The following is a 24,903-nucleotide window of genomic DNA, read 5'->3' on the forward strand; positions in this document are numbered from 1 at the left end:
ACCTATGCCTCTCCGGCCCCACCCCCTACAATGGAAACCCTATTGCCCTATCACCTCCAAGGGAAACCATCATGACCACTCTGGACATCAAAACCCTTGCCCTGCCCACTTCCTGGCATATGGATACTCTACGGGACGTGGCGGGACCATTGCGGCTGGTGAAGTGGGATTTGCGCGATGATCCTCCGGTGTCGCCGGAAGAGATCGACGCGGTAGTGTTTCATCATCCCGCCGGCAGCACCGGACTGGCACGCCTGGGGCAGCTTCCCAATCTGAAACTGGTGCAGACTCAATCCACCGGGTACGACGGCTTTGTCGAGGCCGCCGGCGGCGCCACCGTGGCCAATGCCTATGGCCTGCACGCGGAAGCCACCGCCGAATTGGCGCTGAGCCTGATTCTGGCGGGCCAGCGGGCCCTTTATGATTTCGCCGTGGACCAGAAAGCCCACCGCTGGGCCCCGAAACAAACACCGGGGCTGGTGGACCGCACCGTATTGATCATCGGCGCCGGCGGCATCGGCCGCGCCATCGCCAAGCGTTTGCTGCCATTCGGCGTGACCCTGCTGCGGATGGGACAAAAAGCCCGGGAAGATGATCTTGGCATTGTCCACGCCAATACCGAACTGCCCACGCTGCTGCCGCAAGCGGAAATCGTGGTGCTGATCACCCCGCTTAATGACGCCACCCACCATCTGGTGAACGCCGATTTTCTGGCACGCCTACCCGATGGCGCACTGGTGGTGAACGTGGCACGAGGCCCGGTGGTGGACACCGATGCCCTGCTGGCGGAACTGCGAAGCGGACGGCTGCGTGCCGCTCTGGATGTGGTGGAGCCGGAGCCCCTGCCCGAGGATCACCCTCTTTGGGACGCGCCAAACACCTTGATCACACCGCATGTGGGCGGCCGTAGCGAGGCACTGAAACCCCGGCTGTCGGCGTTCCTGCGCGATCAGGTGGGGCGGATCGCGCGGGGGGAGTCGCTGTTGAATATAGTGGGTTGAAGATAAGGACGCTGGCACGCGTGCACGCAACACGCTGGCACGCGAAAACATCAACACCAAAGTCGATGGATCGCATGCCAGCGTACCCGGGCAAAGACTTGTGGTCGCCCAGCGTTGCCGAGCAGTGTGGCGTTTCCGGGCTCCGCTCATATTCGTTGCAAGTATGGCGTGCCAGCGAGCAAGCGTGTTGCGTGCCAGCGCTTCTTTTTACCACGTATCAATCATCGGCCGCCGCTTGCCGGCGATCGGCGCCATGCCTTCCGGCGGCTGAGCCCGCAGGCCGCGCATCACCCAGGCACGGGTATCCACCGGGTCGATCACGGCGTCGATTTCCAGGGCCGCGGCCATGCTCAGCGCCTGCCCTTTCTCGTACAGCTGGGCCACCAGCTTCTCATACAGCGCCTGACGTTCTTCCGGCGTTTCCTGGGCATCCAGTTCCTTGCGATAAGCCAGATTCACCGCACCCTCCAGTCCCATGCCACCAAATTCACCGGTGGGCCAGGAAGCGCAATAGAACGGTGCATGGAAAGAGCCACCGGTCATGCCCTGAGCCCCCAAGCCATACCCCTTGCGCAGCACGATGGAGAACAGCGGCACGGAAAGACTGGCGGCGGTGACGAACATGCGGCAAGTGTGGCGCACGGTGGCGGTCTTTTCTTCATCGGGACCAACCATGAATCCAGGGGTGTCGCACAAACTCAGCATCGGAATACCGAAGGCATCGCACAACTGCATGAAGCGGGACGCCTTGTCCGCCCCCGGTGCGTCGATGGCGCCACCCAGCACTTTCGGGTCGTTGGCGATCAGTCCCAGCGGACGACCTTCGATGCGGATGAACCCGGTGATCATGCCCGGCGCGAAATCCGGCCGCAGTTCCAGGTAGGAATCGCTGTCCACCAGAATGCGAATCAGGGAGCGCACGTCATAGGCGTGCAGACGATTTTCCGGGATCGCCCGGCGCAGCCAACGCTGATCCTCGCAGTCCCAGTTGTCCACCGGCCCCTGGAAATAGCCCATCAGTTTCTTCGCCAGGGCGGCGCCTTCTTCCTCATCCTTGACCACGCAATCGATCACGCCGTTGTGGCGCTGCACCGACACCGGCCCCACTTCCTCGGGCCGGAACGAACCCAGGCCGCCCCCTTCGATCATCGCCGGGCCGGCCATGCCGATGCAGGCGTTCTCGGTGGCGATCATCAGATCGCTGCAACCGGCGAACACCGCGTTGCCGGCAAAACAGCGTCCGGACACCACGGCGATACGCGGCACCAGACCACTGAGCCGGGCGTATTGCAGGAAGCTGGGACCGTCCAGACCCGCCACCTTGGTGGCGTTGTCGGTATCGCCGGGACGGCCACCGCCGCCTTCAGCGAAAAAGATCACCGGCAGACGGTGCTTTTCCGCCACTTCCAGAATCCGATCCGTCTTCTTGTGGTTCATGGTGCCCTGGGTGCCGGCCAGCACGGTGTAATCGTAGGCCAGCACCACGCAGCGGCTCTTGCTGTCGTCGAACAGGTCACCATTCACCGATCCGATGCCGGTGACCATGCCATCCGCCGGAGTATTCTTGATCAGATCCTCGACACTGCGGCGGGCTTTCTGGGCAGCGATGGTCAGACCACCGTATTCAATGAAGCTGTCTTCATCGCAAATCGCCGCCACGTTTTCCCGGGCGGTACGCTGGCCGGTGCGACGGCGTTTGGCCACCGCATCGGGGCGGTTCTCATCCTCCAGCAGCGCCAGCCGCTGTTTCAGCCGCGCCAGATCGGGACGGATGTAATCCAGATCAATGTCCTCTTCCTCGGCACCCTGCTCGTTGCCGACCTCCGCCGGCTCCACGAACAACAGCGGCTCGTCCTTACCGACGGCATCGCCTACCTCCAGCGCGCACAAGCGCACGATACCGCTCACCGAGGCCACCACCTGGTGCTGCATTTTCATCGCCTCGACAAAGGCCACCGGCTGCCCGGCCCGCACCGTGTCCCCTTCCGTCACCAGGTATTCCACCAGCACGCCCTGCATCGGCGTGATCACCGCTTCGCTGCCCGCCGGCCCCTCCACCCGTTGAGAGGCGGAAGCCTGTTCCTCGGCGCCGCTGCTGAAGTGCAATTGCCGGTGCTCGGCATCGCCCACCAGTTCCGCCATGTGCTCATCCACGAAACGGGTGTGCAGCGTGTTGCTCACCACCTCATCGCGTTGCAGCAGGTTCTGCAGAAAGCCGATGTTGGTTTCCACGCCTTCGATACGGAACTGACACAAGGCCCGATAGGCCCGCCCCACGGCGTCGGCGTAATCCGCGCCGCGACTGTGCACGATCAGCTTGGCCAGCAGGGAATCGTAGTGAGGGCTGGTGCGGTAACCGCGGTAACCGAAGGTATCCACGCGCACACCCGGGCCGCCGGGGGCCTCGAAGGTGGTCAGGGTACCACCGCTGGGCTGGGTGTCCCCGTTGGCGCTCATGGTTTCCATGTTGATGCGCAACTGGATCGCGTATCCCGTCGGCGCGGGCTCACGCCCGGACACCAACCCCAGCTCGGCCAGGGAGGAACCGCCAAACAGGCGCAGTTGCGTCTGCACCAGATCCACACCGGTCACCTCCTCGGTGACGGTATGCTCCACTTGCAAGCGCGGGTTCGCTTCGATAAAGGCGAAGCGGGATTCATCCGCGTCGACCAGAAACTCAAAGGTACCGAGGCCGCGATAACCGACCTGGCCGGCGATACGCCGGGCCGCGTCCAGCAATTGCCGGCGCATGTCCTCCGAGAGCGTGGGGCTCGGCGCGATTTCCAGCAGTTTCTGGTTGCGGCGCTGCACACTGCACTCGCGCTCCCACAAATGCACCGGCTCGGCCCCGCCATCGCCGACAATCTGAACTTCAATGTGACGGGCCCGCGCCACGAAGCGCTCCACGTAAACGGCATCGTTGCCGAATGAGGAGGCGGCCTCCGCCTGACAGCGGCGATAGGCTTCGTCCAGGTCATCATCCGGGCCGACGATACGCATGCCGCGTCCACCGCCACCCGCGATGGCCTTGACGATCACCGTGCCCTGCTCACCCAGTTCCGCACGGAACGCCCGGGCCTGCTCCAATGAAGTGGCGCCATTGGTGCCCGGCACCACCGGCACATCGCATTCCTGCGCCAATTCCCGCGCCCGGGCCTTGTCCCCCAGCAGCGACAGGGTTTCCGATGAAGGACCGACGAAAGTGATACCGGCCTGTTCGCACAGGGCGGCGAAGGTGGGGCTTTCGCTAAGAAAGCCGTAGCCGGGATGGACCGCGTCGCAACCCTGCTCCCGGGCCACTTTCAGCAATTGCTCACCGTCCAGGTACGCCGCCACGCCGCGCCCTTCCAGGGCCACCGCCTGATCCGCCAGGCGGGTGTGCAAGGAGGTGGCGTCGTCCTCGGGGTACACCGCCACGGTGGCGATGTTCAGGTCGGCGGCGGCTCGGGCAATGCGTACCGCCACCTCTCCGCGGTTGGCAATCAGCAGTCTGGAAATGGTCATGGGGCTGGTCCGTCCTGTTATTCGAATGGGTGCGCAAACCTGGTTGCACCGGTCACGGGGTACGACGATAGCGATTTACTTACTTACACGTCAATTAGTATTGACAGGGTTTTTATTTACTTGCAGATTAGGAACCCAATTTGGACCAGTCGGAGACAGCCCCCGTGGGACGCCCGGAGAAAAAAGCACGACTCGGCCAGCCGCCCATGAAGACACAGATCAAGCAGGCGGCCCGGGAGCTGTTTATCCAGCGCGGCATCGGCGACGTCAGCTACGGCGATATCGCCGAGGTCGTGAATACCACCCGGGCCAACCTGCATTACCACTTCGGGAACAAGGAAGCGCTGATTGAAGCGGTGTTCCAGGAGACCTTCGACAGCGTCGAGAACACCTTCCAGGAAATCTGGGCCAAGCCCGGCCTGACCCTGGACCAGCGCATCGAACTGGCCGCGAAGGACAGCGCGGAGCGCTTCTACCAGTTCAACGATCACGAAAAAGGCCGCCGGCCCTGGAGTCTCTCCGCCCAGGCCCGCTTCACCAGCCAGCATATTTCCACCAAGGTTCAGGCCGGCATTTCGAACATGTCCCGAAGTTTCGAGGACTATGTGACTCACGCGGTGAAACTGGCCATCGGCAATGGCGAGCTGCGTCACGATGCGCCAGTCCGCACCATCGTGTTAATGATTTCACCGATATGGAATTTCGGTTCGCTGCTGACTCAACACAGCGGCCTGAAAAAACTGATGGACCATTACGCCGCGGTGCGCACCACCATCAAAGCGGCTTATGGCGCACCTGACGACGCGTGATTTCACGCACGACAGGGCCCTGCACACATTCAGATAACAACAGACCCGCGACAACACATCATGCGGGCCAGTGCCGGAGGCAAACATGGCGCAAACGCCGGAAGCGCGCACCAACAGCCCGCTGTTGGAAGTGCGTGATCTGAGTATTTCCTTCGCCCGACCCGGTGGCGAAACCTCGATCACACGCAACGTGTCGTTCGATGTGAACGCCGGCGAGCGAGTCGGCGTGGTCGGCGAAAGCGGCTGCGGCAAAACCGTCACGGGCCTTGCCCTGCTGGGCCTGCTGCCAAGCCGCACGGCCCGGATCCGCGGCCGGATTCTGTTCCAGGGCCGGGATCTGCTGACCATGCCGGCGCGGGAATTCCGGCGCCTGCGCGGCCGCGACATCAGCATGATCTTTCAGGAACCGATGAGTGCTCTGGACCCGGTGTTCACGGTCGGCGAGCAACTCACGGAAACGCTGCGCAGCCACGAAAAAGTCAGCCGCGCGGAGGCCCGCGAGCGGGCCATCGCCGCCCTGGAAGAGGTTGGCATTCCTTCCCCCCACACCCGCATTGACGAGTACCCCTATCAGTTCTCCGGCGGTATGCGGCAACGGGTAATGATCGCCATGGCGCTGATTTGCCGGCCGAAGCTGGTCATCGCCGACGAACCCACCACCGCTCTGGACGTCACCGTACAGGCCCAGATCATTGATCTGCTGCGCTCGCTCAGCGACAGCCACGGCACCGCTCTGCTGTTCATCACCCACGACCTGGGCGTGGTGGCGGAAACTTGCTCTCGACTGCTGACCATGTACGCCGGCGAGGTGGTGGAAAACGCGCCGGTGGACGATGTTCTGATCCGCCCGGGCCACCCGTATTCCTCCGGCCTGCTGCGTTCCCTGCCCGGGCTGAGCGAGCGTGGCAGCCGCTTGCCTTCGATTCCCGGCCGGGTGCCGGCACCGGATCACATGCCCGCGGGCTGTCGCTTCCAGCAGCGCTGCCCGCACGCCGCGCCTTTATGTGAACAGCATCCGGAGCTGGAGCCGTTCCAGGACCTTCGGGAAGTGCGCTGCTGGCGCAAGGATGAACTGACGCTGACGGGAGCGGTATGAACATGAACGCTTTGGCTTCCCAAACCGTCGCCGACCGTGACGATGCCGTTTCGGTGGACGACCTGGTGATTCATTTCCATACCCGTGCCGGTACCGTGAAGGCGGTGGATGGCGTCAGCTTCCATATTCGTCCCGGTGAAACCTTCGGCATCATCGGTGAATCCGGTTCCGGCAAAACCACCCTGGGCCGGGCCCTGGCCGGTTTGCTCAAAGCCACCGACGGACACATCCGCTATCAGGGCCGGGAGCCGGCGACGCTGTCCAAGGCCGAGCAACGCCAGATTCGCCGGGATTACCAGATTATTTTTCAGGATCCCCATGCCGCGCTGAACCCGCGCATGAGCATTCTGCAATCGGTGATGGAACCGATGGAGATCCTGCGCGAGGGCGACGCCCGCCAGCGCCAGCGGGTCGCCAAGGAAGCGCTGGAGCGAGTGGGTCTGCCGGCGGAAATCGGCAGGCGCTACCCACACGAACTGTCCGGCGGCCAGAAGCAACGGGTGAACATCGCCCGCACTCTGACCCTGAAGCCCCGCTTCATTGTTTGCGATGAGGTGGTGGCGGCGCTGGACGTGTCCATTCGCGGATCCGTGCTGAATCTGTTCGCCGATCTGCAAAAAGAGCTGGGTATCACCTACGCCTTCATTACTCATGACATCTCGGTGGTATCCCACGTCAGTGATCGCGTTGGCGTGCTGTATCTGGGCCGCCTGATGGAAGTGGGGCCGGCGGCGGCGGTGACCAAGAAACCGATTCACCCCTACACCCAGGCACTGCTGTCGGCGGAACCTCTGCCGTTGCCCAGCGGCCAGCGCGACCAACGCCGCGCCATCCGCCTGCAAGGGGAAATTCCCAGCCCGCTGGCGCCGCCTTCCGGCTGCCGCTTCCGCACCCGTTGTCCGGCGGCCCAATCCCGCTGCGCCGAACAGGAGCCAGCCTGGCGGGAAGTCGCGCCCGAACATTGGGTGGCCTGTCATTTCGCCGACAGTGAAGGCGGTCCACTGGACCGGGAGCAACCGATCTCGTTTGGACGGGAAAGCGCCACCGAAACGGTCTAGCGCGCCCGAATTTGAGCACAACAACAACAGGTAGGGCATCATGAACCATCACGATAACAACGACGACGATTTGATCATCAACGGCGTGCCCATGGGCCGCCGCGCTTTCCTCGGCATGCTGTCCGGCGCGCTGGCGGCCGGCACCTTGATGTCGCCCTCATGGAGTTGGGCGCAGGCCGGAGGACAGGCCACCCTGACCGTGAGCGCGCCAGCCAATCCTTCCAGTCTGGACCCCGCCACCGGCGGCTCCGGTTCCGATCATGCGTTGCTGTTCCCGATGTACGACACTTTGGTCAATTGGGACCCGACCACCCTTAGCGCCACCCCCGGACTGGCACAGAAATGGTCTTTCCCGGATCCCAAGACCCTGGTGCTGGAACTGCGCCCGGGCGTGACCTTCCATGACGGCACCCCGTTCAATGCCGAAGCGGTGAAAACCAACCTCGACCGCAGCCGTACCGCCGAGTTTTCCAACATTCGTCAGGACCTGAGCTCGGTGGATCGCGTCGAGGTCAACGGTGAGCACGTGGTCACCCTGCACCTGAAGAACCCGGACAGCGCCTTGCCGCTGATTCTTTCCGACCGCGCCGGCATGATGGTCAGCCCCAAGGCCCTGGCCGACAACAATAACCGGGTGGACCGCAACCCGGTGGGCGCCGGCTTCATGCGCTTCCAGAAGTGGGACGATGGCAGCGAAGTCGCGATGACCCGTTACGCCGACTACAACGGCCCCAACAAACCCGCGGTGGGCGCCATCAGCTTCAAGATCATCACCGACAGCGCCACCCGTCTGCGCTCGGTGATGTCCGGGCAGGCTCAGGTGGCCTACCACCTGGACGGCCGGCAGAAACAGATGATCGAGCGACTGCCCACCCTGCAGGGCTTCGCCGATCCCACCATCTACTGCTATCAGTTCTACATGAACATGGCACGCAAGCCATTGGATGACGTACGGGTAAGACAGGCCATCAACTACGCGGTGGATCGCGAGGCCTTCGTCCGCGTCGCCATGGCCGGCGCTGGCGAACCGGCCTTCATGAACCTGCCGAAAAGCCACTGGGCCTATGATCCACAAACCGCCAAACTCTACCCCCATGATCCGGACAAGGCGCGGGCCCTGCTCAAGGAAGCCGGACACGCCGACGGCATCGAGCTGGACCTGCGCGGCTATAACGATCAGTCCTCGGTGCAGATGCAGGAAGTACTGATGGAGCAACTCTCCAAGGCCGGCATCCGCGGCCGCTTCCGCACCGGTACCATCGCGGACATGTCCGCCGCCTATTTCGGTCAGCGCAAGGAAGGGCACATGCTGCTCTCGGCCTGGACCGGCCGCCCCGATCCCAGCCTGACTTACAGCCTGCTCTACAGCAGCACGTCCTACTTCAACGCCGGCCAGGTCAAAGCGCCGGAAGGCTTTGATCAGGCGTTGCTGGATTCACGCAGCAGCGATGATCAGGGTAAGCGCCAGGAAGCTCTGGCCCGGGCGCAACGCATCGCCATGGAGAACGCCCTGGTGGTGCCGCTGGCATTCCGCCAGAGCATCGTCGCCACCACCGCCGAAGTGCAGGGTTTCAAGAACAACCTGCTGGGCAAACCCAAATTCGACAACGTTTCCCTGAAAGCCTGACGTCCGTGGCGCGCGCCTTGGTGCGCGCGCCCGGGCGGGAGTTTCCCCATGGTTACTCGTGTAAAACAACGGATGGTGATGTCGCGTCTGCTGCAGGCGTTGCCCATCCTGGTACTGGCCACTTTTATTGTCTTTTGCCTGATGCAATTGATACCGGGTGACATCGCCGTCACCCTGGCCGGAGAAAACGCCTCCCAGGAGCGCATCGAACAGATTCGCGAAGCCTACGGTTTGAACCAGCCGTTTCTGGCGCAATACGGCCAGTGGCTGTGGCACGCCGTCACTGGCGATCTGGGCACCGCTCTGCTCTCCGGCGAACCGGTGGCGCAGACCATTGCCCGCACCTTTCCGAACACCTTATTGGTGGCGCTGTACGCCACGATCCTGTCGGTGCTGATCGGCGTGCCGCTGGGTATCCTGGCCGCCACCCGTTCCGGCTCCAAGCTGGACGGCGCCATCATGGGCACCGCCTCACTCGGCGTGGCCCTGCCTAATTTCTGGTTCGGCATGATCCTGGTACTGTTCTTCGCCTTGACCCTGCGCTGGTTCCCGGCCACGGGTTTCGTTTCCCCATTCGAGGACTTTAGCCAGGCGCTGTGGTACGCCACCTTGCCAGCGCTGGCACTGTGCACCAATGGCATCGCCGAGGTGGCGCGGCAACTGCGCAGCTCCCTGGTGGAAATCCAGTCTTCCCAACATGTACGCACGCTACACGCCAAGGGGCTGAGCCCGGCGCGCATCCTCTGGCTACACGGTTTGAAGAACGTCAGCGTCAACCTGCTCACCGTGGTCGGGCTGCTGTTCAACAAGATTCTCGCCGCCACCGTGGTGGTGGAAGCGGTGTTCGCCATTCCCGGCATCGGCAGCAGCATCGTCAAGGCGGTATTGGAAGGCGACTTCCCGGTGGTGCAAGGCGCGGTTCTGGCAATGGTGGTGACGGTCATCCTGATCAACCTGGTAACCGATCTGCTGTGCACCCTTCTCGACCCGAGGATTAACGCATCATGACCCATCTGACGCTGTCCGAAGCGGAACCCTTGCCGCACTGGGAAGAGCCGGCGCTACCGGTTCGCCTGCTGCGCTGGCTGCGCCGCGATCCGCGCGCCGCCATCAGTCTCGGCATTCTGGTGATCATTCTTGGCGCCGCTTTGCTGGCGCCGTGGATCGCGCCCTACTCGCCCACGGACCAGAACGGCGAGCTGATACTGGCCGGCCCCAGCGCCGCGCACTGGCTCGGCACCGACGACCTCGGCCGGGATGTGTTGAGCCGTCTGATCCATGGTGGCGCCAATTCCCTCTACGCGGCGCTACTGGCGGTTTCCGTGGCACTGGTGATCGGCCTGCCGCTGGGACTGATTGCCGGCTTCGCCGGCGGCTGGGTGGACACCGTCATCAGCCGCCTGATCGATACCTTCCTGTCGTTCCCGGCCATCATTCTGGCGGTGGCGGTCACCGGCGCCATGGGCATCGGTCTGACCAACGCGATGATTTCCGTGGGGCTGGTGTTCGCACCGCAGATCGCCCGGCTGATTCGCGCCCGCACCCTGGTGGTACGACAGGAACTGTACGTGGACGCGGCGCGCTGCTTCGGTGCCTCGCCGGCACGACTGCTGATCAAACACGTACTGCCGAACGCGGTTCAACCGGTGATCGTGCAGAGCACCTTGCTGCTGGCGGTGGCGTTGCTGGCCGAGGCGAGTTTGAGCTTTCTTGGCCTCGGCGTGCAGCTGCCCGAGGTGAGCTGGGGCTCGATGATCGCCCGGGGTTACCTGTACATGTCCATCGTGCCCGAGCAAATGTACGCCCCCGGGGTGCTGATCATGATCACCGCGGTGGCCTTCAACACCCTGGGCGAGTCCCTGCGCGCGGCACTTGATCCCACCACCCAGGGTCACGGGTGATGCCTTTTTATGACCGCCGCCCGCGGTCACCCGCGGGGCCATCGCTGAAGCGACGTTAAAAAGGGCGCCCGGCCATTTTTTTAGCGCCCCGCCGTCAGAGGCAGGTCGGGGCGCTCTTTGTATTGATCGAGGCCGATGAGGCCGATAAGGAGAGCAACCTGATGTCCAGCCAGACCCAAGCCGAGTTCAATCCGGTCGCGGTCCCCGGTTCCGCCTGGGCCGGAGAGACCGTGGAATACCTGCGCGGCGAGAAACCTCTGCATGAATACCTGCAACAGCACGCCGAGGAAGTGCCCGATCGCCGCGCCTACATTTATTACGGCACCGAGCTGACCTGGGGCGAGGTGGGCGACAAGGTACGCCGCCTTGCCGCCTACCTGAGCCAGCAAGGCGTTGGCGAAGGTGACCGGGTAGCGCTGTACATGCAGAACTGCCCGCAGTACATCATTGCGCACTACGCGGTTCAAAGCCTGGGCGGTATCGTGACACCGGTGAACCCGCAGTACAAAGCGGCGGAAATCGCCTACCAGTTGAGCAACGCCGAGGTTTGCGCGCTGATCGCCGCGCGCAATCTGTACCCCAATGTCGCTCAGGTTCGGGATCAGGTCCCGACCCTGAACACAGTTCTGACTCTCGCCTACGGCGACTACCTGCCGGCGGAGCCGACCCTGGAAATCCCCGGCGAACTGCTGGACGAACCGGACCAGGCGCCGGCGGACACCGTGGATCTCAGCCTGGTATTACGCGACACAGTACCGCTGACCGAATTGCCGTCCGCCGATCTTTGGAACGGTATCGGCCTGATGACGTTCACCTCCGGCACCACTGGCCGCCCCAAGGGGGCCATGCTCAGCTACGGCAGCAGCCTGTTCAAAATGGCGGCGTCGTTCCAGGCCAACCGCCTGAAGGCGGATGGCATTGGTCTGGCCATCGCGCCTCTGTGCCATATCGCCGGCATGAACATGGGCGTGTACATGCCGGTATACGCCCGGCGCACCACCGTGATCCTGGCGCGCTTCGATCCGGAAACCACCGCCAGGGCGTTGCACCAATACCGTTGTGACATGTGGTACTCCATCGCGCCGATGAACCGGGCGCTGCTGGACATGCCCAACATCCGCGACTACGACCTGAGCAGCCTGATCAATAACCCGGCCACCAGCTTCGGCATGCCGGTGACGGAAAAGCTGGCCGAGGAATGGAAGGCGCTGACCGGCTGTCAGATGCACGAAGCCTCCTATGGCCTGAGCGAAACCCACACTTCCGATACCTTCATGCCCAAGGATCGCATCAAGTGGGGCAGCTGCGGTGTGCCGGTGGCGGGCAACGAGATCCGCATTCTCGATATGGAAAACAAAGCGCCACTGGGTCCCAACCAGAGCGGAGAGATCGTGGTGCGCAATCCAGCGGTGTTCAAAGGCTACTGGAAGCGGGACGAAGCCACCGCCGAGACGCTGCGTGACGGCTGGGTGCACACCGGCGATGTCGGTTACCTGGACGAGGACGGCTATCTGTTCTTCACCGGCCGGGTAAAGGAAATGATCAAGTGTTCCGGCTACAGCGTTTTTCCGGAAGACGTGGAAGCACTGATGCAGGATCACCCGGCCATTGCCCAGAGCGCGGCCATTGGTATTCCCGATGACAAACGCGGCGAGACCGTCAAACTGTTCGTGGTGCTCAAACCCGACCACAAAGACAAGGTCAGCGAGCAGGATCTGATCGATTGGGCCAGGGAGCACATGGCGGCGTATAAATACCCACGCCACATCGCCTTTGTCGATAGCCTGCCGGCCACCCCCGCCGGCAAAGTGCTGCGCCGCTTACTGAAGGATTAAGAGCCTGTTCACGAGACCGCCGTCATGCGGCGGTCACCGTTTCGTCACACCAGTGTCATCGCCGTTCTGTACACCCCAAGGGCAACCAAAATGACAACGGGAGACGATTCATGGCGACTTGGCGACTTCTGGCCACCACTACGGTATTGGCCGCCGCCCTCAGTGCCTGTGGGGGAGACAGCGACAACAACGACAACCCGGCGCCGCCGGTAATCACCCCGGAAAGCATCAGCCTGCAACTGCTCGGCCGCTACAGCAGCGGCGAATTCGGTGTCAGCGCGGCGGAAATTCCCGCCTACCACGCCGGCACCAAGCGGGCTTTCGTGGTCAACGCCCGGAAAGGCGCGGTGGATGTATTGGATCTGAGCGACCCGGCCAACCCGGTGCACGCCGACACCCTGACCACCGAAACCATTGGCGAGGGCACCGTGGTCAACAGCGTCGCCGTGCACGGCGATCTGGTGGCGCTGGCGGTGGAGGCACCGACCAAGACCGACCAGGGCCATCTGGCGCTGTATGAGGCCGACACCCTCGAGCTGATCTCCACCACGACGGTTGGCGCTCAACCGGACATGGTGACCTTCACCCCGAACGGCCGGTACGTTCTGCTCGCCAACGAAGGCGAGCCCAGCGACGATTACAGTGTGGACCCGGAAGGCTCCATCAGTGTCGTCGATATTACCGAACCGGCCAGCCCGCAGCCCGCTATCGCGGATTTCACCGCCTTCAACGACCGCAAGGACGAGTTGTTGGCCAACGGCGTGCGCATTTTCGGCCCCGACGCGTCCGTGGCCATGGACCTGGAACCGGAATACATCGCGGTTTCCGCCGACAGCAGCAAGGCCTGGGTCACTCTGCAGGAAAATAACGCACTGGCCATCGTCGATATCGCCAGCGCCACCGTCAACGACGTGGTCGCACTGGGCGCAAAGGACCACGGTGAAGCCGGCAACGGGCTCGACGTCTCCGATGACGACGGCGCCATCAACATCACCACCTGGCCCGGCGTCAAAGGCCTGTACCTGCCGGATGCCATCGCCGCCTACCCATCCGGTGACGCCACCTATCTGGTCACCGCCAACGAGGGCGACGCCCGCGCCTGGGGCGAGGACAATGCCGCCTATTTCGGCACCGAGGACGCCGTGCCCTGCGACGGCGATGCGAGCCAGGGCTTCGTCGAGGAATGGCGCGTAAAACATCTGGTCCACGCCAACGGTTTTGATCGCCGCTGCGGCGACGATCTGCCGGCCCACCTGCGCGCCCTCGCCGTCGGCGCCCTGCTCAATCCGGAAACCTTCGCCTACTGCGGCGCCACCGCCGGCGATCCTGGCGACTGCCGCGATGATGAGAAACTCGGCCGTCTCAACATCACCTGGACCGAAGGCTATCGCACCGACGAGGCTGGCAACCCGGTGATGTTCAACGAGCAGGGTCTGGAAGACGCCAACGGCGACCGCCTCATGTATGACGACCTCTATGCCTTCGGCACCCGGTCCTTCTCGATCTGGAACGAGGACGGCGCCCTGGTATGGGATTCCGGCGACGCCATCGAAACCTTCCTGGCCAGCGACGAATGCAAGCTGGGCGCCGAACGCGCCCTCGACTGCAAGACCTTTTTCAATAGCAACCACGAAGAAGGCAGCACCTTCGACGACCGCAGCGACAACAAAGGCCCGGAGCCCGAAGGCCTGACCATCGGCCAGATCGGTGACAAATACTTCCTGTTCCTGGGCCTGGAGCGGATGGGGGGCATCATGGTGTATGACATTACAGACCCCGCCGCGCCCCTTTTCCAGGACTACCTGAACACCCGCGAGGAATGGGTGGCTGAGGACGTCTCCTCCGGGGACGTCGGCGACCTGGGCCCGGAAGGCCTGGCGTTCATCCCCGCGGATCAGTCGCCCAACGGCGAGGCACTGCTGATCGTGGGCAATGAAGTGAGCGGCACCACGGCCATTTACCGGGTTCTGTCCGAACTGGCGGACTAATACCTGATCCTGCCCGGGGCGGCGTCCGGCGACTACCGGCGCCGCCCCTGTTTTTATCCGCGCACTTCATTAATATCGTATTATTTACTTGTCGGCGCGCGCGCCCGACTTATCTTTTAGCCCCAATCGGGTTGCATAATACCCCCAAGAAAGTCAATCATTCTGACCAATGACCCTCAGCCAATCGAGACAGTGAGTCGATGATGACAGAGAGCCTTTCCCCCGAAGACCTGGACGCCACCCTGGAGACCCTCCATTTCGCCTTTCGCGGCCTGGTCGCCGAACCGGACGCCATCCTCAAGAACTATGGCCTGTCCCGCATCCATCACCGTCTGCTGTTCTTCATCAGCCGCTACAATGACCTCAGCGTCAATGAGCTGGTGGAAGCCATGCGCCTGACCAAGCAGGCCATTCACAAACCGCTGAAGACCCTGGCCGAGCAGGGTTACGTGAACGTGCGCCGGGACGACAACGACAAACGCATCAAACGCCTGTCCCTCACCGAGCAAGGCAAGGCCCTGCAGGCTCACCTCACCGGCATTCAGCACAAGCTGTTAAACGAATCCTTCGCCGAAACCGGCAATGATCACGAGGGCTGGCGCCGCGTCATGGAGGCCATGGCACGGCGGCTGGGCGGCTGAGCCTGAAACCCGGGCTCTTTGCCTGGCAGGCATCGCGGCATGCTCTGTTGAGGTAACTTGCCCCCCTACACCCAAGTGATAGATTGAAAACCCACCAAATGATTTCACCAGGACCCGGTGATTGTAATGAGTTCCCCTGATACTGAAGGCAATGCCGCCCGCGTCCATGCCCGCTTCTGGAAAGCCGTGGGAATCCCATCCCGGGGGGCTAAACTGCATAAAACGCTGCGGGACGGGATGCCTTACACGGTGTACATCAAACTCGCCGCGGAAGCGGGTTTGGAACAGAAAGAGCTGGCCCGGTATGTGATCATCCCTCCCGCTACCCTACAACGCCGGGCCAAGACCAGGCGCTTCAAGATGGAGGAAGGCGACAGGTTGTACCGGTTCGCGGAGGTGCTCAAGTCGGCGACGGACCTGTTCGAGGGAGACAAAGCCCGGGCCCGGCAATGGTTACTCAATCCCGTTCGTGGCCTCGGTGGACGCCGCCCGGTCGAGATGATCGCCACCTCGGCGGAAGCGGAGGCCGTGCTGAATCTGATCGGCCGCCTGGAACACGGCGTGGCCGTATGAGTTCGATTCCAGCGTATCGCCTGGTAAAGAAGAAGTGGCAAGCAACCGCCTTCGACGGCGAGGGAGCCCGTCTCTACGGCGGGTGCTGGAACAGCCGGGGGCGGTCTTGCGTCTACTTGGCGGGCTCGGAGTCACTGGCCATCCTGGAAGTGATGGTGCATCTCGGTGACTATAGTCTCCTGCACCATTACGCTCTCATGGAGGTGCGGTTGCCAGCGAAGGCCGTACAAACGCTCCCGGACAAGCGATTGTCAGACGACTGGCGGGATGAGCCGGCTCCACCGTCCACAGCCAACGTAGGAGACAGCTGGCTGGACGCCAATACCGGTTTGGCGCTAGCCGTTCCCAGCGTGGTGGTCCCCCGTGAACAGATCTATCTCCTCAATCCAGGCCACTCCGCCTTCTCGAAGACCGTTGCCGCCGCCAAGCCCCTCCCTTTCCGGCCAGATGCGCGACTTGCCCAATAAACACGACCTGATTTATTTTTGTAAAGACATCCCCAACCACCAACTCCCGCCGCCTGTATCTACCGGCCACCTCCAACACTGATCGTACGAGATCCAGGAGTCTGGCTTCCCATTTAGGGGCGAGTCTTGCCTTTTGCCCTCCCAAGCAAGAACCGCCTCACAAAGGCAGATGGCAAGACTTGAACCCAAGCCCGGAAGAATTGGCTCATCAAGACCTTGGCGGCAACTAAAAATGGCACCATCGTGCAAAAATCATTTTTCTGCGATGGAAAGGGACCAATACGACCGATGGAGAACTCACTGGAGAAAATAAAGGGGCAGCAACAGGGGCGACAACAAAGAGTTCACGCTTTCGAGGACGACGCCCTTGGCCATGACGATGCCGTGGCGCTCACCGAGCGTCTGAAGAAAGGCCGTGTGAGCGCGAAGGAACTGGCCAAGGCCGCCATTGACCGGGCGGAAAGGGTGGACGGCATCCTGCACGCCATCCAGTTGCGCGATTACGACTATGCACTCGCATCAGCGCACGATCCAGCACAGGGCATCTTTTCCGGTATCCCCACTTTCATAAAGGACAATACCGATGTGCGTGGCCTACCCACCAATCATGGCTCCTGCGCTTTTGTAGCCAATCCCGCTAAAAAAACGGGCGCCTTCGCACGTCAATACATGGCCCAGGGGTTCACCCTGCTTGGCAAAAGTACGTTGCCTGAATTCGGTTTCAATGCCACCACGGAATTCATGGATCCGAAGCTGGCCACACGCAACCCCTGGCACACAGAATATTCCTGCGGCGCGTCCTCAGGCGGTTCGGCAGCGCTGGTGGCGGCAGGCGTGATTCCCATCGCGCACGCCAACGACGGCGGCGGTTCCATCCGCATCCCCGCCGCCTGTTGCGGCCTGGTGGGCCTCAAGCCGACCCGTGGCCGTCTGGTGGATGGAGAAGCAGCACGCTCACTGCCTATCAACATCATCGGCGAGGGTGTGGTGACGCGCAGTGTGCGTGATACCGCGGCTTTCTTTGCCGGCGCGGAGCGCTACTGGCGTAATCCGAAATTGCCGGAGTTAGGCCTCATCGAGGGCCCGGGCAGCCGGCGCCTCAAGATCGGTTTGGTCACCAATTCAATCATGGGTACGCCCATCAGCGATGAGACACGGGCAGTAGTAACGGAAACCGCGACCCTGTTAGAAAGTATGGGACATATTGTGGTGGAAACACCGCTTTCAGTGACGGACCGTTTCGGCAGCGACTTCACGGTTTACTGGGGCCTGATGACATTCCTGGTAAGCAAATTCGGTAAGCGCCTTTTCAGTCCGGACTTTGATCCTTCCAAACTGGATGGTCTGACACAGGGACTGGCCGCCCTTTACCGCGAAAAAATTTGGGGAACGATAGGTGTGTTGCGACGTCTACGCGGCACGACGCGGACTTACCGCGATACCTTCCGCGATTATGATCTGATACTGTCACCGGTGCTGTGTCATGCGCCGCCAAAGCTCGGACATCTGAGTCCGGAGGTGCCGTTCGACACATTGCTGGATCGGCTTGAAAAATACACGGGCTTTACGCCTTACAACAACATTTCTGGTGGGCCAGCAATTTCCTTGCCCATGGGAACGAGTGCGGAGGGATTGCCGATCGGAGTGCACTTCTCGGCCGACCACGGTGACGAAAAAACCTTGCTGGAAATCGCCTTCGCATTGGAGGAGGCAAAACCCTGGGCGACGTTGTAATGTTCAGAGCCCTTTATCCATTGTTTAAACAGCGACCCCAAAAGATGATCGAGTCACCTTCAGGCAATCAGAAAAAAGGGCGCCATCCGGCGCCCTGAAAATGAGGGTAGTTACTTTTATGGTTATCTCTGGTTATACAACCACTCGTCCCGTCCCAAGGCGCGGTTGTTAATACGGATCTCGGCGATATCGCCGGCGAACAGGTTGCTGGGGTTGCCCTGCCAGCTGTTCACGCCGATGGACCAGGGCTGGCCCGGCTCCACCAGCAGCCCCTGTTGCTCATCGACGCCGGTACGCATGACCAGGGAGCCGTCCACGTACATCTGCACCCGCTCGCCGTCATTGACCATCGCGATGTGATACCAGTACTCGTTGCTCACTTCCCAGGACCAGTTGTCCTGCCCCTTGCCGTTCTGGGAGGTGCTCACCCACTGGAACTCTTTCAGGGAGGAGACATTCAGGCCCAAGGAGGCGTCACTGCCTGAGCAGGAGACCGAGTGATAGTTACATACCCGGGTAATGCCGGGTTGATGATTGAGAATACCGGACCACTGATTGCTCCCGGGTGTCCAGTCTTCCGGCAGACGCACTACCGCTTCAATGGTGTACTGAGGCAGATAACCCGGTTGGCCGGCGCCGCTTTTTTCAAAGGTCAGGCCAGGACCGTCGGTGGTCAGGTAGTAGCCCCCGATGGCATTGTTGCCCATGAAAGCAGCGCTGCCTGTGGCGTATCCGAACGGCGGTGCGTCGGCGGTGACCTGGAAGAAATCGGAGAGCGCGCCTTGCGGATCGTTACCTTCCGCATTGTTATAGGACACCAGCGTCATGGTGTTGCCGTTGCCGGAGGCGTCCATGAACTTCACGCTGTTGTCAGTGGCGGTGAGTTGGTGGTCGGAGTCCAGAATCCAGTAGGCCTGGGTACCTTCGATGCTGCCCGGCGCCACGACTCCCTCGCCCTGGTTCATATTCGAGAAGCGTTGCTCGAAGTCCATGGGCACACTGAATTCCCAGCGCGACAGTTCGTCCTGGGGTTGCCGGCTCGCTTCGTCGATGGCCGCCACCCACGGAGAATAGGAGATGAAGTCCAGTTCATCGTCGCTGTAGTCAAACGTCACCAGTTGCATCATGCCGTTACCGCCCCAGAAACCGGATTGGTAATCCACCACCACCATGACCACATCACGGCCATAGTCGTTCTTGCCCACCATCATCGCTTCGCCGTGGTGGTGGCCGTTGAAGGTCAGGAAGATCTGATCGTTGGAACGGATCAGCTTTTCCCACAGCGGCGCCCCGTGCTCCGGAGTAAAGATCGCGGTTTCACCGTCAGCGGCGATGTTCAACAATTGGTGGGTGGTGAGAATCGCCGGCAGGTCGGGGTGCTGATCCAGCACGTCCTGAGCCCAGGCAATAGTCTGATCGGAAGAGCGCCAGTCAAGCGCCAGCACCAGGAACGCCTGGCCGTCGGTCTCGAAAATGTGATAGCTGTTGAAACCCGTGCTGTCGGTACCCTTGAAGGTACTGAAGTTGGCGGCCTGCAGGGACGCCGGGAAATGCTGCAGGAACGGCTCCGCGCTCAGGTCACGCTGATCGTCCCATTGCCCGCTGTTGAGCACATCATGATTGCCAGCGAGAACGCTGTAGGGCGTTTCCGGATTCGATTCCAGAATCTGCATGGCCTCACGCGCATTGGACCACTCATAGCTTTCTCTGGCACGATCCACCACGTCGCCAAGATGCAGCGTGAACTTGATATTTTCATCCTGATAATGGTCCGCGATCCATTGCGTCTGCACCGTGTAGCGTTCCTGGGAATAACGGGCATACTTCTGGGTATCCGGAATCACCGCCACGGTGAAGCTCTGGCGGGTGTTCCCACCGTCACCGTCACCGTCACCGTCACCACCATCATCCCCACCACCGTCTCCATCACCACCATTATCACCGTTTCCGGTATCCGGAGGCGTGGGATCACCACCGGAATGGCTGCTGCTGTCGCCCCCACAGGCGCTCAGAAACAACGACAAAAGAATAACGAGCCAGGTGGCACGCCACCCGACGGGTCTCAACGCATTCATCAGCAAGCTCCGCAATCACGATAAGGACTGGGCGCGTACTCTAGAAAGCGGAAGTGACCGGACAGTGACGACGAAATGTCATTTCAATAACAAAAGTGCCAATACCGACAGGTATGCCATCGGTATTGGCGCTCAGGCAGGCTTTGATCAGGCGGTGGCTTCCTGTTTATCGAAGCTCTTTTTGTACAGGGAGCGTTTTGGTTTTTCCATTACCCGGCGCAGCATCGGCTCGAAAAACGACAGAGGCAGGGTTTCCGCTTCCGGATCAAAGGCGGCGCCGTCGTATTTCGCGCAAAACTCCACGGTACGTTCGAAGCACGGATGGTCCCGGAACTGGTCACGCAGATTGCGATCCAGCCCCAGATGATGGAAGAAATAGTAGCCCTGGAAAATGGCATGGTGTTTCACCATCCAATAATTTTCCTCGCTGACGAACGGCTCCAGCAGGGAAGCGGCGATGTCGGCATGATTGTAAGGGCCAAGGGTGTCGCCGATGTCATGCAGCAGCGCGCACACCACATACTCCTCGTCCTTGCCGTCCTGATGAGCCAGGGTCGCGGTCTGCAGACAGTGGGTAAGCCGATCCACCGGGAAGCCGCCGCAATCGCCTTCCAGCAGACGCAGGTGTTCGATCACCCGGTCCGGCAGTTCCCGGGCGAAACCGCCAAAGGCATCGGAAATGATCTGCCAGTCTTCGGCCTTGCCGTCTTCCATGTGGGTGAAGCCGGCTCTGAGTTCGTCGTGCTGACCTTGCATAATGTGGTTCTCCCGAACCCCGGCGCGGGGGCCACCGATCACACGGCCCGGGGTGCGGGTCACGGTGGCGGCGGGCTGGCGCGACGGGTCATTATTGAACGTTATTGAGTTTCGGTCCGCGCCACGGCGGGCGCCAAACAATGGAACCGTGGGTTCAGTCTAGGTCCGGGGGCAGCGACAAACCGTCAATTTCTTTACACTTGAAAGATGACGGAAGAAGAGGCGCGAAGAATGGCGAAAAGAGCGATGGGGAAACGACCATGAGTGACCGGACCCTGGCCATTTTACGCAGCTGCTCCCTGCTCTCCGGATTGCCCGAACCGGCCTTGCGGGAAGCCGCCACGGCGGCCCGTATCCGGCCGTTCCAGACCGGCCAGGTGCTGTACGAGCGCGGAGAGGTGCAATCGACTCTGTCGGTGGTGGGCACCGGTAACGTGCGGATCAGTTCCACCAACCCCGAGGGGCGCGAGGTCATTCTGACTCTGTTCCAGGCCGGCGCCTGGTTCGGCGATACAGTGTTCTCCCCCGGCATGCCGCGGGTGTTCGGCGCCACCGCCCACAGCGATGGCGAGCTGCTGGAGATCCCCGGTCAGGATTACCGGGCCCTGCTGAGCCGCCATCCGGAGGCCTACCCCCGCACCCTGGACATGCTCAGCCGCCGTCTGTGGTCGGCCATTTCCGTGATTGAGGACAACGCCCTGCGTGATATGCCGGGACGGCTTGGCCGGCGCCTGTTGTTCCTGGCGGAAACCCTGGACGGCCACGCCCTGGTCGAGCCGGTGACTTTCAAGCTGACCCGGGAACACATCGCCAGCATGCTGGGTATGAGCCGCCAGGGCGTGCATGGTGTGCTCAAGCAGTTGGAAGCGGAGGGTCTGATCCGCTTCGGTTATGGCACCGTCACCCTCCCTGACCCCCAAGCCCTGCGACGCTACCTGGATGGGCACTGAAGGCGAACGCCGACGATGCGATGACTCGGAGCCGAATGCCGCCCATCATGCCTAACGGTGACTTTCAGGTTAGACAGAATTAACACTTTAGCATTAACTGTGATAGCATTTAGCCACTAAATCATTATTGGCGGCACACGGAATAAAGCACCGCCACGGTCATTCAAGGACGGCTTGCTGTGGGGGCACCGCCGTTGTTTTCCGATTTATTACCTGAACCTGTCTTACCGATCCGGCTTCTGGACTGGGCTGATGTCACACCGCCGGATTGGCTGGCCGCGCCCATGGCGGTGGTCGTCGTGGTCGGCGCCTTGCTGTGGAGCGGACGCATCCGTCAGACCGTGGTGGTGAATTTCCTGGCGCTGGGGATGATGTTGCCGGCATTGAATCTATGCCTGTTCGGCATGGCCGTTCATCTCAGCCATGGCTATATGACCCAACAGCTGGTCGAGTTGCTGCCGCCCTGGCTGAGCTGAAAGCCCGCGCTACCCGCCGGCCGCCGGCGCGGCCGGCTCATCGCTCGGAGCCAGAATGCGCCGCAGGAAGGCCAATTGTTCCCGCAGAGCGCGCTCCCGGTGCTCGCCCTGGTAAATATCGAAGTGTCCGATGGAATAGCGGCGCACCGTCGCGTTCGCCATCCGGGCGATCGCCCGGTCCGCGTCCCGTGCCGGCGCCACCGTGTCCTCATCGCAGACCAGCACCAACGCCGGACATTGCACCCGGTCGGCCACGGTCACCGGGCGAAACAGCGGCAGACTGAAGGCAATCCGCGCCGCCACCTGGTTGGGAACCCCGTCCGCCAACAAGGCGGTGTAGCCCTGATAAGCGTCTTCACTGCTCATCGCCGCCGCTTCGCCGGGGTGGCCGGCACTGGCCACGTAGCACGGTGACAAGCCCACCGCGCCGCGCACCGCGTCCAGAGCCCCAAAAGCGGTAAGCCGCACCCCCTGCATCAACCCACCGTAGCGGATCACTTCCAGCACCGCGTTGAAGCCGTCCATCATCGGGCACTGGCTGATAATACCGGCCACCCGCTCACGGGCGGCCACCGCGGTGACCAGGCCGCCGGAAAAGGACGTTCCCCACAGGACGATGCGATCCGAGTCCACCTGAGGATGGCCACGCACGGTATGCAACGCCGCCTGCCAGTCCGCCACCTGACGGGCCGGCGACAGCAGTTGCCGGGGTATGCCTTCGCTATCACCGAAGTGCCGGTAATCAAACCAGAACACCGCGTAACCGGCGGCCAGGAAAGCGTCCCGGAACGGCGCCAGTCCGCATTCCCGGGTCAAACCGAAACCGTGCGCCATGATCAGCGTGGCGAAGGGCCCGCCCCCTTCCGGCAGGAACAAATCACCGCAACAGGACTGGCCGGCGCTGACGAATCGGATGGCTTCGCTCTGACTCATGGTTACTCCAAGGCGGGCGCGATGAACCGCCAGCTGTCCACAGCCTGGCCGAACACCAGGAAGTGGGGATTAAGAATGTCCGGTTTATTGTAGACCAACGGCTGAAAGGCAGTGTTCACCACCACGCCGCCGGCGGCGGACACCACCGCATGGGCGGCGGCGGTGTCCCATTCGCTGGTGGGCGCCAGACGCGGATAGAGGTCCGCCTTGCCTTCCGCCACCAGGCACAGTTTCAGCGAGGAGCCCATGGAAGTGCGTTCCACATCGCCGATCTCCTCGCGAATGAAGGCCTCCAGTTTCTCCACCGCTTCGCCGCCATGGCTGCGGCTGGCCACCATCACCACCGGTGTGGTGCGCTCACGGCACTGGATGGCGCCCCGCTCGCCGTTCTCCTCCTTGAAGGCACCGACGCCGCGCCCGCCCAGGTACAGCACCCCGGTGACCGGCACGTAGACCACGCCCAGCACTGGCGTATCGCCTTCGATCAGCGCGATGTTCACGGTGAACTCGCCGTTACGCTTGATGAATTCCTTGGTCCCGTCCAGCGGGTCCACCAGCCAGAATCGCGGCCAGTCCTTGCGGGTAGCGTAGTCGATGTCCCCGGATTCCTCGGAGTACACCGGAATCTCCGGAGTGAGTGTCTCCAGGCCGGCAACGATGATGTCATGGGCGGCTTTATCCGCCTCGGTGATCGGTGATTTGTCGTCCTTGGTTTCCACGCCCAGATCATCCCGCTCGTACACTGTGAGAATGGCGCTGCCCGCGTCACGGGCGATCTTGGAGAGGGAGTCCAGCAGGGCATTAAAGTCAGTCATTACGGCTTTCCGCTTTTCGTTGGTCAAGAATGGCGTTGGTCGAGAAGGCGTTGCGTCATATACAGCGCGGCGATGACCCGCGCTTCGGTCATATCGTCCCGCTCGATCAGACGATCCAGCTCGGACAGTTTCCAGGGGACCACTTCCAATGGCTCCGGTTCATCGCCGGGCAATGATTCCTCGTAGAGGTCTTCCGCCAGCACCACACCAATATGGTGGCCCATGTAGCCGGGAGACAAGGACAGTCGCTTCATGAAGGTCAGCTTGCGGGCACCGTGGCCGGCTTCTTCCTTCAACTCACGGTTGGCCGCCTCGCGCCAGTCCTCGCCGTGCTCGTAGGCGCCCTTGGGCAGGGTCAGCAGATATTCCTCGACGCCGGCGCCGTACTCCCGAATCAGCAACACCGTATCCTCGTCCAGCATCGGCACGCACATGACGCCGGCCAACGGCGGAGTGCGCAGGCGTTCGTAGGTTCTCTCCTCGCCGTTGGAGAAACGGAGGTGCATCTCTTCGATGCCGAACAGGCGGCTTTGCGCCACCAGGCGGGTATCCAGAATGCGCGGCTTTTGTTCGTCCATGGGGGCTCCTGTGTCAGGAGCCTGTTCATGATTGTTACGCCGCCGCGTTGCCACCGGAAAAGCCGCCAGAGGGCGTCGCGGACTGC

Annotated in this window: 21 protein-coding genes; 15 read left to right on the forward strand and 6 right to left on the reverse strand. The window is 62.0% G+C overall.

The window, feature by feature from the left end; genetic code table 11:
• The first annotated feature begins 71 nt into the window (after window positions 1–71).
• Entirely contained in the window at window positions 72–1,001 is a 930-nt protein-coding gene (locus A6D6_RS12550) for a 2-hydroxyacid dehydrogenase (protein WP_159660914.1), read from the forward strand.
• Window positions 1,002–1,208: 207 nt separating this feature from the next.
• Here the strand turns inward: A6D6_RS12550 and A6D6_RS12555 are convergent, their stop codons facing one another.
• On the reverse strand, window positions 1,209–4,505 hold the full coding sequence (locus tag A6D6_RS12555; protein WP_159660915.1) for a carboxyl transferase domain-containing protein: 3,297 nt from the start codon (window positions 4,503–4,505) through the stop codon (window positions 1,209–1,211).
• 164 nt (window positions 4,506–4,669) lie between these two features.
• Here A6D6_RS12555 and A6D6_RS12560 point away from each other — a divergent pair, with 164 nt between their 5' ends.
• From A6D6_RS12560 to A6D6_RS12615, 12 genes are all read left to right on the forward strand, one after another.
• Complete coding sequence (locus A6D6_RS12560; RefSeq protein WP_133491555.1) at window positions 4,670–5,314, forward strand: TetR/AcrR family transcriptional regulator; 645 nt, start codon at window positions 4,670–4,672, stop codon at window positions 5,312–5,314.
• 85 nt (window positions 5,315–5,399) lie between these two features.
• Window positions 5,400–6,410, forward strand: coding sequence for an ABC transporter ATP-binding protein (locus A6D6_RS12565; RefSeq protein ID WP_159660916.1), 1,011 nt, complete (start codon window positions 5,400–5,402; stop codon window positions 6,408–6,410).
• Between the two features lie 2 nt (window positions 6,411–6,412).
• Entirely contained in the window at window positions 6,413–7,468 is a 1,056-nt protein-coding gene (locus tag A6D6_RS12570; RefSeq protein WP_133491553.1) for an ABC transporter ATP-binding protein, read from the forward strand.
• A gap of 40 nt (window positions 7,469–7,508) precedes the next feature.
• Window positions 7,509–9,095 (forward strand): ABC transporter substrate-binding protein, encoded by a 1,587-nt coding sequence (locus A6D6_RS12575; protein ID WP_159660917.1) that lies wholly within the window; start codon window positions 7,509–7,511, stop codon window positions 9,093–9,095.
• A gap of 48 nt (window positions 9,096–9,143) precedes the next feature.
• Window positions 9,144–10,103, forward strand: a complete 960-nt coding sequence (locus A6D6_RS12580) for an ABC transporter permease (protein WP_133491551.1) — start codon at window positions 9,144–9,146, stop codon at window positions 10,101–10,103.
• Window positions 10,100–10,996, forward strand: a complete 897-nt coding sequence (locus A6D6_RS12585; RefSeq protein ID WP_201303779.1) for an ABC transporter permease — start codon at window positions 10,100–10,102, stop codon at window positions 10,994–10,996. Before A6D6_RS12580 ends, A6D6_RS12585 begins: the two co-directional genes overlap by 4 nt.
• Window positions 10,997–11,157: 161 nt before the next feature.
• Window positions 11,158–12,831: a class I adenylate-forming enzyme family protein gene (locus tag A6D6_RS12590; RefSeq protein ID WP_236564098.1), complete on the forward strand. Its 1,674-nt coding sequence runs from the start codon at window positions 11,158–11,160 to the stop codon at window positions 12,829–12,831.
• Between the two features lie 110 nt (window positions 12,832–12,941).
• Complete coding sequence (locus A6D6_RS12595; protein WP_159660918.1) at window positions 12,942–14,819, forward strand: choice-of-anchor I family protein; 1,878 nt, start codon at window positions 12,942–12,944, stop codon at window positions 14,817–14,819.
• A gap of 200 nt (window positions 14,820–15,019) precedes the next feature.
• The gene (locus tag A6D6_RS12600; protein ID WP_133491548.1) at window positions 15,020–15,460 is read left to right on the forward strand and encodes a MarR family winged helix-turn-helix transcriptional regulator; all 441 of its coding nucleotides are present in this window, start codon (window positions 15,020–15,022) and stop codon (window positions 15,458–15,460) included.
• A gap of 126 nt (window positions 15,461–15,586) precedes the next feature.
• On the forward strand, window positions 15,587–16,033 hold the full coding sequence (locus A6D6_RS12605) for an Xre family toxin-antitoxin system antitoxin (RefSeq protein ID WP_159660919.1): 447 nt from the start codon (window positions 15,587–15,589) through the stop codon (window positions 16,031–16,033).
• A complete protein-coding gene (locus A6D6_RS12610) occupies window positions 16,030–16,500 on the forward strand; it encodes an RES family NAD+ phosphorylase (protein WP_159660920.1) in 471 nt (156 codons plus the stop codon). Before A6D6_RS12605 ends, A6D6_RS12610 begins: the two co-directional genes overlap by 4 nt.
• A gap of 288 nt (window positions 16,501–16,788) precedes the next feature.
• Window positions 16,789–18,234 carry an amidase gene (locus A6D6_RS12615; protein ID WP_159660921.1) on the forward strand — a complete coding sequence of 482 codons (1,446 nt, stop codon included), beginning with the start codon at window positions 16,789–16,791 and terminating at the stop codon, window positions 18,232–18,234.
• Window positions 18,235–18,356: 122 nt separating this feature from the next.
• Here the strand turns inward: A6D6_RS12615 and A6D6_RS12620 are convergent, their stop codons facing one another.
• Both A6D6_RS12620 and A6D6_RS12625 read right to left on the reverse strand, forming a co-directional pair.
• Window positions 18,357–20,309, reverse strand: a complete 1,953-nt coding sequence (locus tag A6D6_RS12620; protein ID WP_159660922.1) for a laminin G domain-containing metallophosphoesterase family protein — start codon at window positions 20,307–20,309, stop codon at window positions 18,357–18,359.
• Between the two features lie 147 nt (window positions 20,310–20,456).
• Window positions 20,457–21,065, reverse strand: a complete 609-nt coding sequence (locus tag A6D6_RS12625) for an HD domain-containing protein (protein WP_133492159.1) — start codon at window positions 21,063–21,065, stop codon at window positions 20,457–20,459.
• Between the two features lie 260 nt (window positions 21,066–21,325).
• Between A6D6_RS12625 and A6D6_RS12630 the strand changes: the two genes are divergently transcribed.
• Both A6D6_RS12630 and A6D6_RS12635 read left to right on the forward strand, forming a co-directional pair.
• Complete coding sequence (locus A6D6_RS12630; RefSeq protein ID WP_133492160.1) at window positions 21,326–22,015, forward strand: Crp/Fnr family transcriptional regulator; 690 nt, start codon at window positions 21,326–21,328, stop codon at window positions 22,013–22,015.
• A 179-nt stretch (window positions 22,016–22,194) separates the two neighbouring features.
• Window positions 22,195–22,491: a hypothetical protein gene (locus A6D6_RS12635; protein ID WP_159660923.1), complete on the forward strand. Its 297-nt coding sequence runs from the start codon at window positions 22,195–22,197 to the stop codon at window positions 22,489–22,491.
• Between the two features lie 9 nt (window positions 22,492–22,500).
• On the opposite strand, the gene A6D6_RS12640 is transcribed toward A6D6_RS12635, so the two are convergent.
• From A6D6_RS12640 to nudE, 3 genes are read right to left on the reverse strand one after another with little or no spacing between them, the layout of a single operon-like run.
• On the reverse strand, window positions 22,501–23,424 hold the full coding sequence (locus A6D6_RS12640) for an alpha/beta hydrolase (protein WP_159660924.1): 924 nt from the start codon (window positions 23,422–23,424) through the stop codon (window positions 22,501–22,503).
• Between the two features lie 2 nt (window positions 23,425–23,426).
• Entirely contained in the window at window positions 23,427–24,239 is an 813-nt protein-coding gene (cysQ, locus tag A6D6_RS12645) for a 3'(2'),5'-bisphosphate nucleotidase CysQ (RefSeq protein WP_159660925.1), read from the reverse strand.
• Between the two features lie 23 nt (window positions 24,240–24,262).
• Window positions 24,263–24,817: an ADP compounds hydrolase NudE gene (gene nudE / locus A6D6_RS12650; protein ID WP_133492164.1), complete on the reverse strand. Its 555-nt coding sequence runs from the start codon at window positions 24,815–24,817 to the stop codon at window positions 24,263–24,265.
• Between the last annotated feature and the right edge of the window lie 86 nt (window positions 24,818–24,903).

The organism is Alcanivorax xiamenensis (assembly GCF_009846745.1).
GTDB classification, from domain to species: domain Bacteria; phylum Pseudomonadota; class Gammaproteobacteria; order Pseudomonadales; family Alcanivoracaceae; genus Alloalcanivorax; species Alloalcanivorax xiamenensis.

Bases quoted from the DNA above. Each gene is read 5' to 3' on its own strand.
- A6D6_RS12550 (WP_159660914.1), top strand. From the start codon at position 72: ATGACCACTCTGGACATCAAAACCCTTGCCCTGCCCACTTCCTGGCAT.
- A6D6_RS12555 (WP_159660915.1), bottom strand. From the start codon at position 4,505: ATGACCATTTCCAGACTGCTGATTGCCAACCGCGGAGAGGTGGCGGTA.
- A6D6_RS12565 (WP_159660916.1), top strand. From the start codon at position 5,400: ATGGCGCAAACGCCGGAAGCGCGCACCAACAGCCCGCTGTTGGAAGTG.
- A6D6_RS12570 (WP_133491553.1), top strand. From the start codon at position 6,413: ATGAACGCTTTGGCTTCCCAAACCGTCGCCGACCGTGACGATGCCGTT.
- A6D6_RS12575 (WP_159660917.1), top strand. From the start codon at position 7,509: ATGAACCATCACGATAACAACGACGACGATTTGATCATCAACGGCGTG.
- A6D6_RS12580 (WP_133491551.1), top strand. From the start codon at position 9,144: ATGGTTACTCGTGTAAAACAACGGATGGTGATGTCGCGTCTGCTGCAG.
- A6D6_RS12585 (WP_201303779.1), top strand. From the start codon at position 10,100: ATGACCCATCTGACGCTGTCCGAAGCGGAACCCTTGCCGCACTGGGAA.
- A6D6_RS12590 (WP_236564098.1), top strand. From the start codon at position 11,158: ATGTCCAGCCAGACCCAAGCCGAGTTCAATCCGGTCGCGGTCCCCGGT.
- A6D6_RS12595 (WP_159660918.1), top strand. From the start codon at position 12,942: ATGGCGACTTGGCGACTTCTGGCCACCACTACGGTATTGGCCGCCGCC.
- A6D6_RS12600 (WP_133491548.1), top strand. From the start codon at position 15,020: ATGATGACAGAGAGCCTTTCCCCCGAAGACCTGGACGCCACCCTGGAG.
- A6D6_RS12605 (WP_159660919.1), top strand. From the start codon at position 15,587: ATGAGTTCCCCTGATACTGAAGGCAATGCCGCCCGCGTCCATGCCCGC.
- A6D6_RS12610 (WP_159660920.1), top strand. From the start codon at position 16,030: ATGAGTTCGATTCCAGCGTATCGCCTGGTAAAGAAGAAGTGGCAAGCA.
- A6D6_RS12615 (WP_159660921.1), top strand. From the start codon at position 16,789: ATGGAGAACTCACTGGAGAAAATAAAGGGGCAGCAACAGGGGCGACAA.
- A6D6_RS12620 (WP_159660922.1), bottom strand. From the start codon at position 20,309: ATGAATGCGTTGAGACCCGTCGGGTGGCGTGCCACCTGGCTCGTTATT.
- A6D6_RS12625 (WP_133492159.1), bottom strand. From the start codon at position 21,065: ATGCAAGGTCAGCACGACGAACTCAGAGCCGGCTTCACCCACATGGAA.
- A6D6_RS12630 (WP_133492160.1), top strand. From the start codon at position 21,326: ATGAGTGACCGGACCCTGGCCATTTTACGCAGCTGCTCCCTGCTCTCC.
- A6D6_RS12640 (WP_159660924.1), bottom strand. From the start codon at position 23,424: ATGAGTCAGAGCGAAGCCATCCGATTCGTCAGCGCCGGCCAGTCCTGT.
- cysQ (WP_159660925.1), bottom strand. From the start codon at position 24,239: ATGACTGACTTTAATGCCCTGCTGGACTCCCTCTCCAAGATCGCCCGT.
- nudE (WP_133492164.1), bottom strand. From the start codon at position 24,817: ATGGACGAACAAAAGCCGCGCATTCTGGATACCCGCCTGGTGGCGCAA.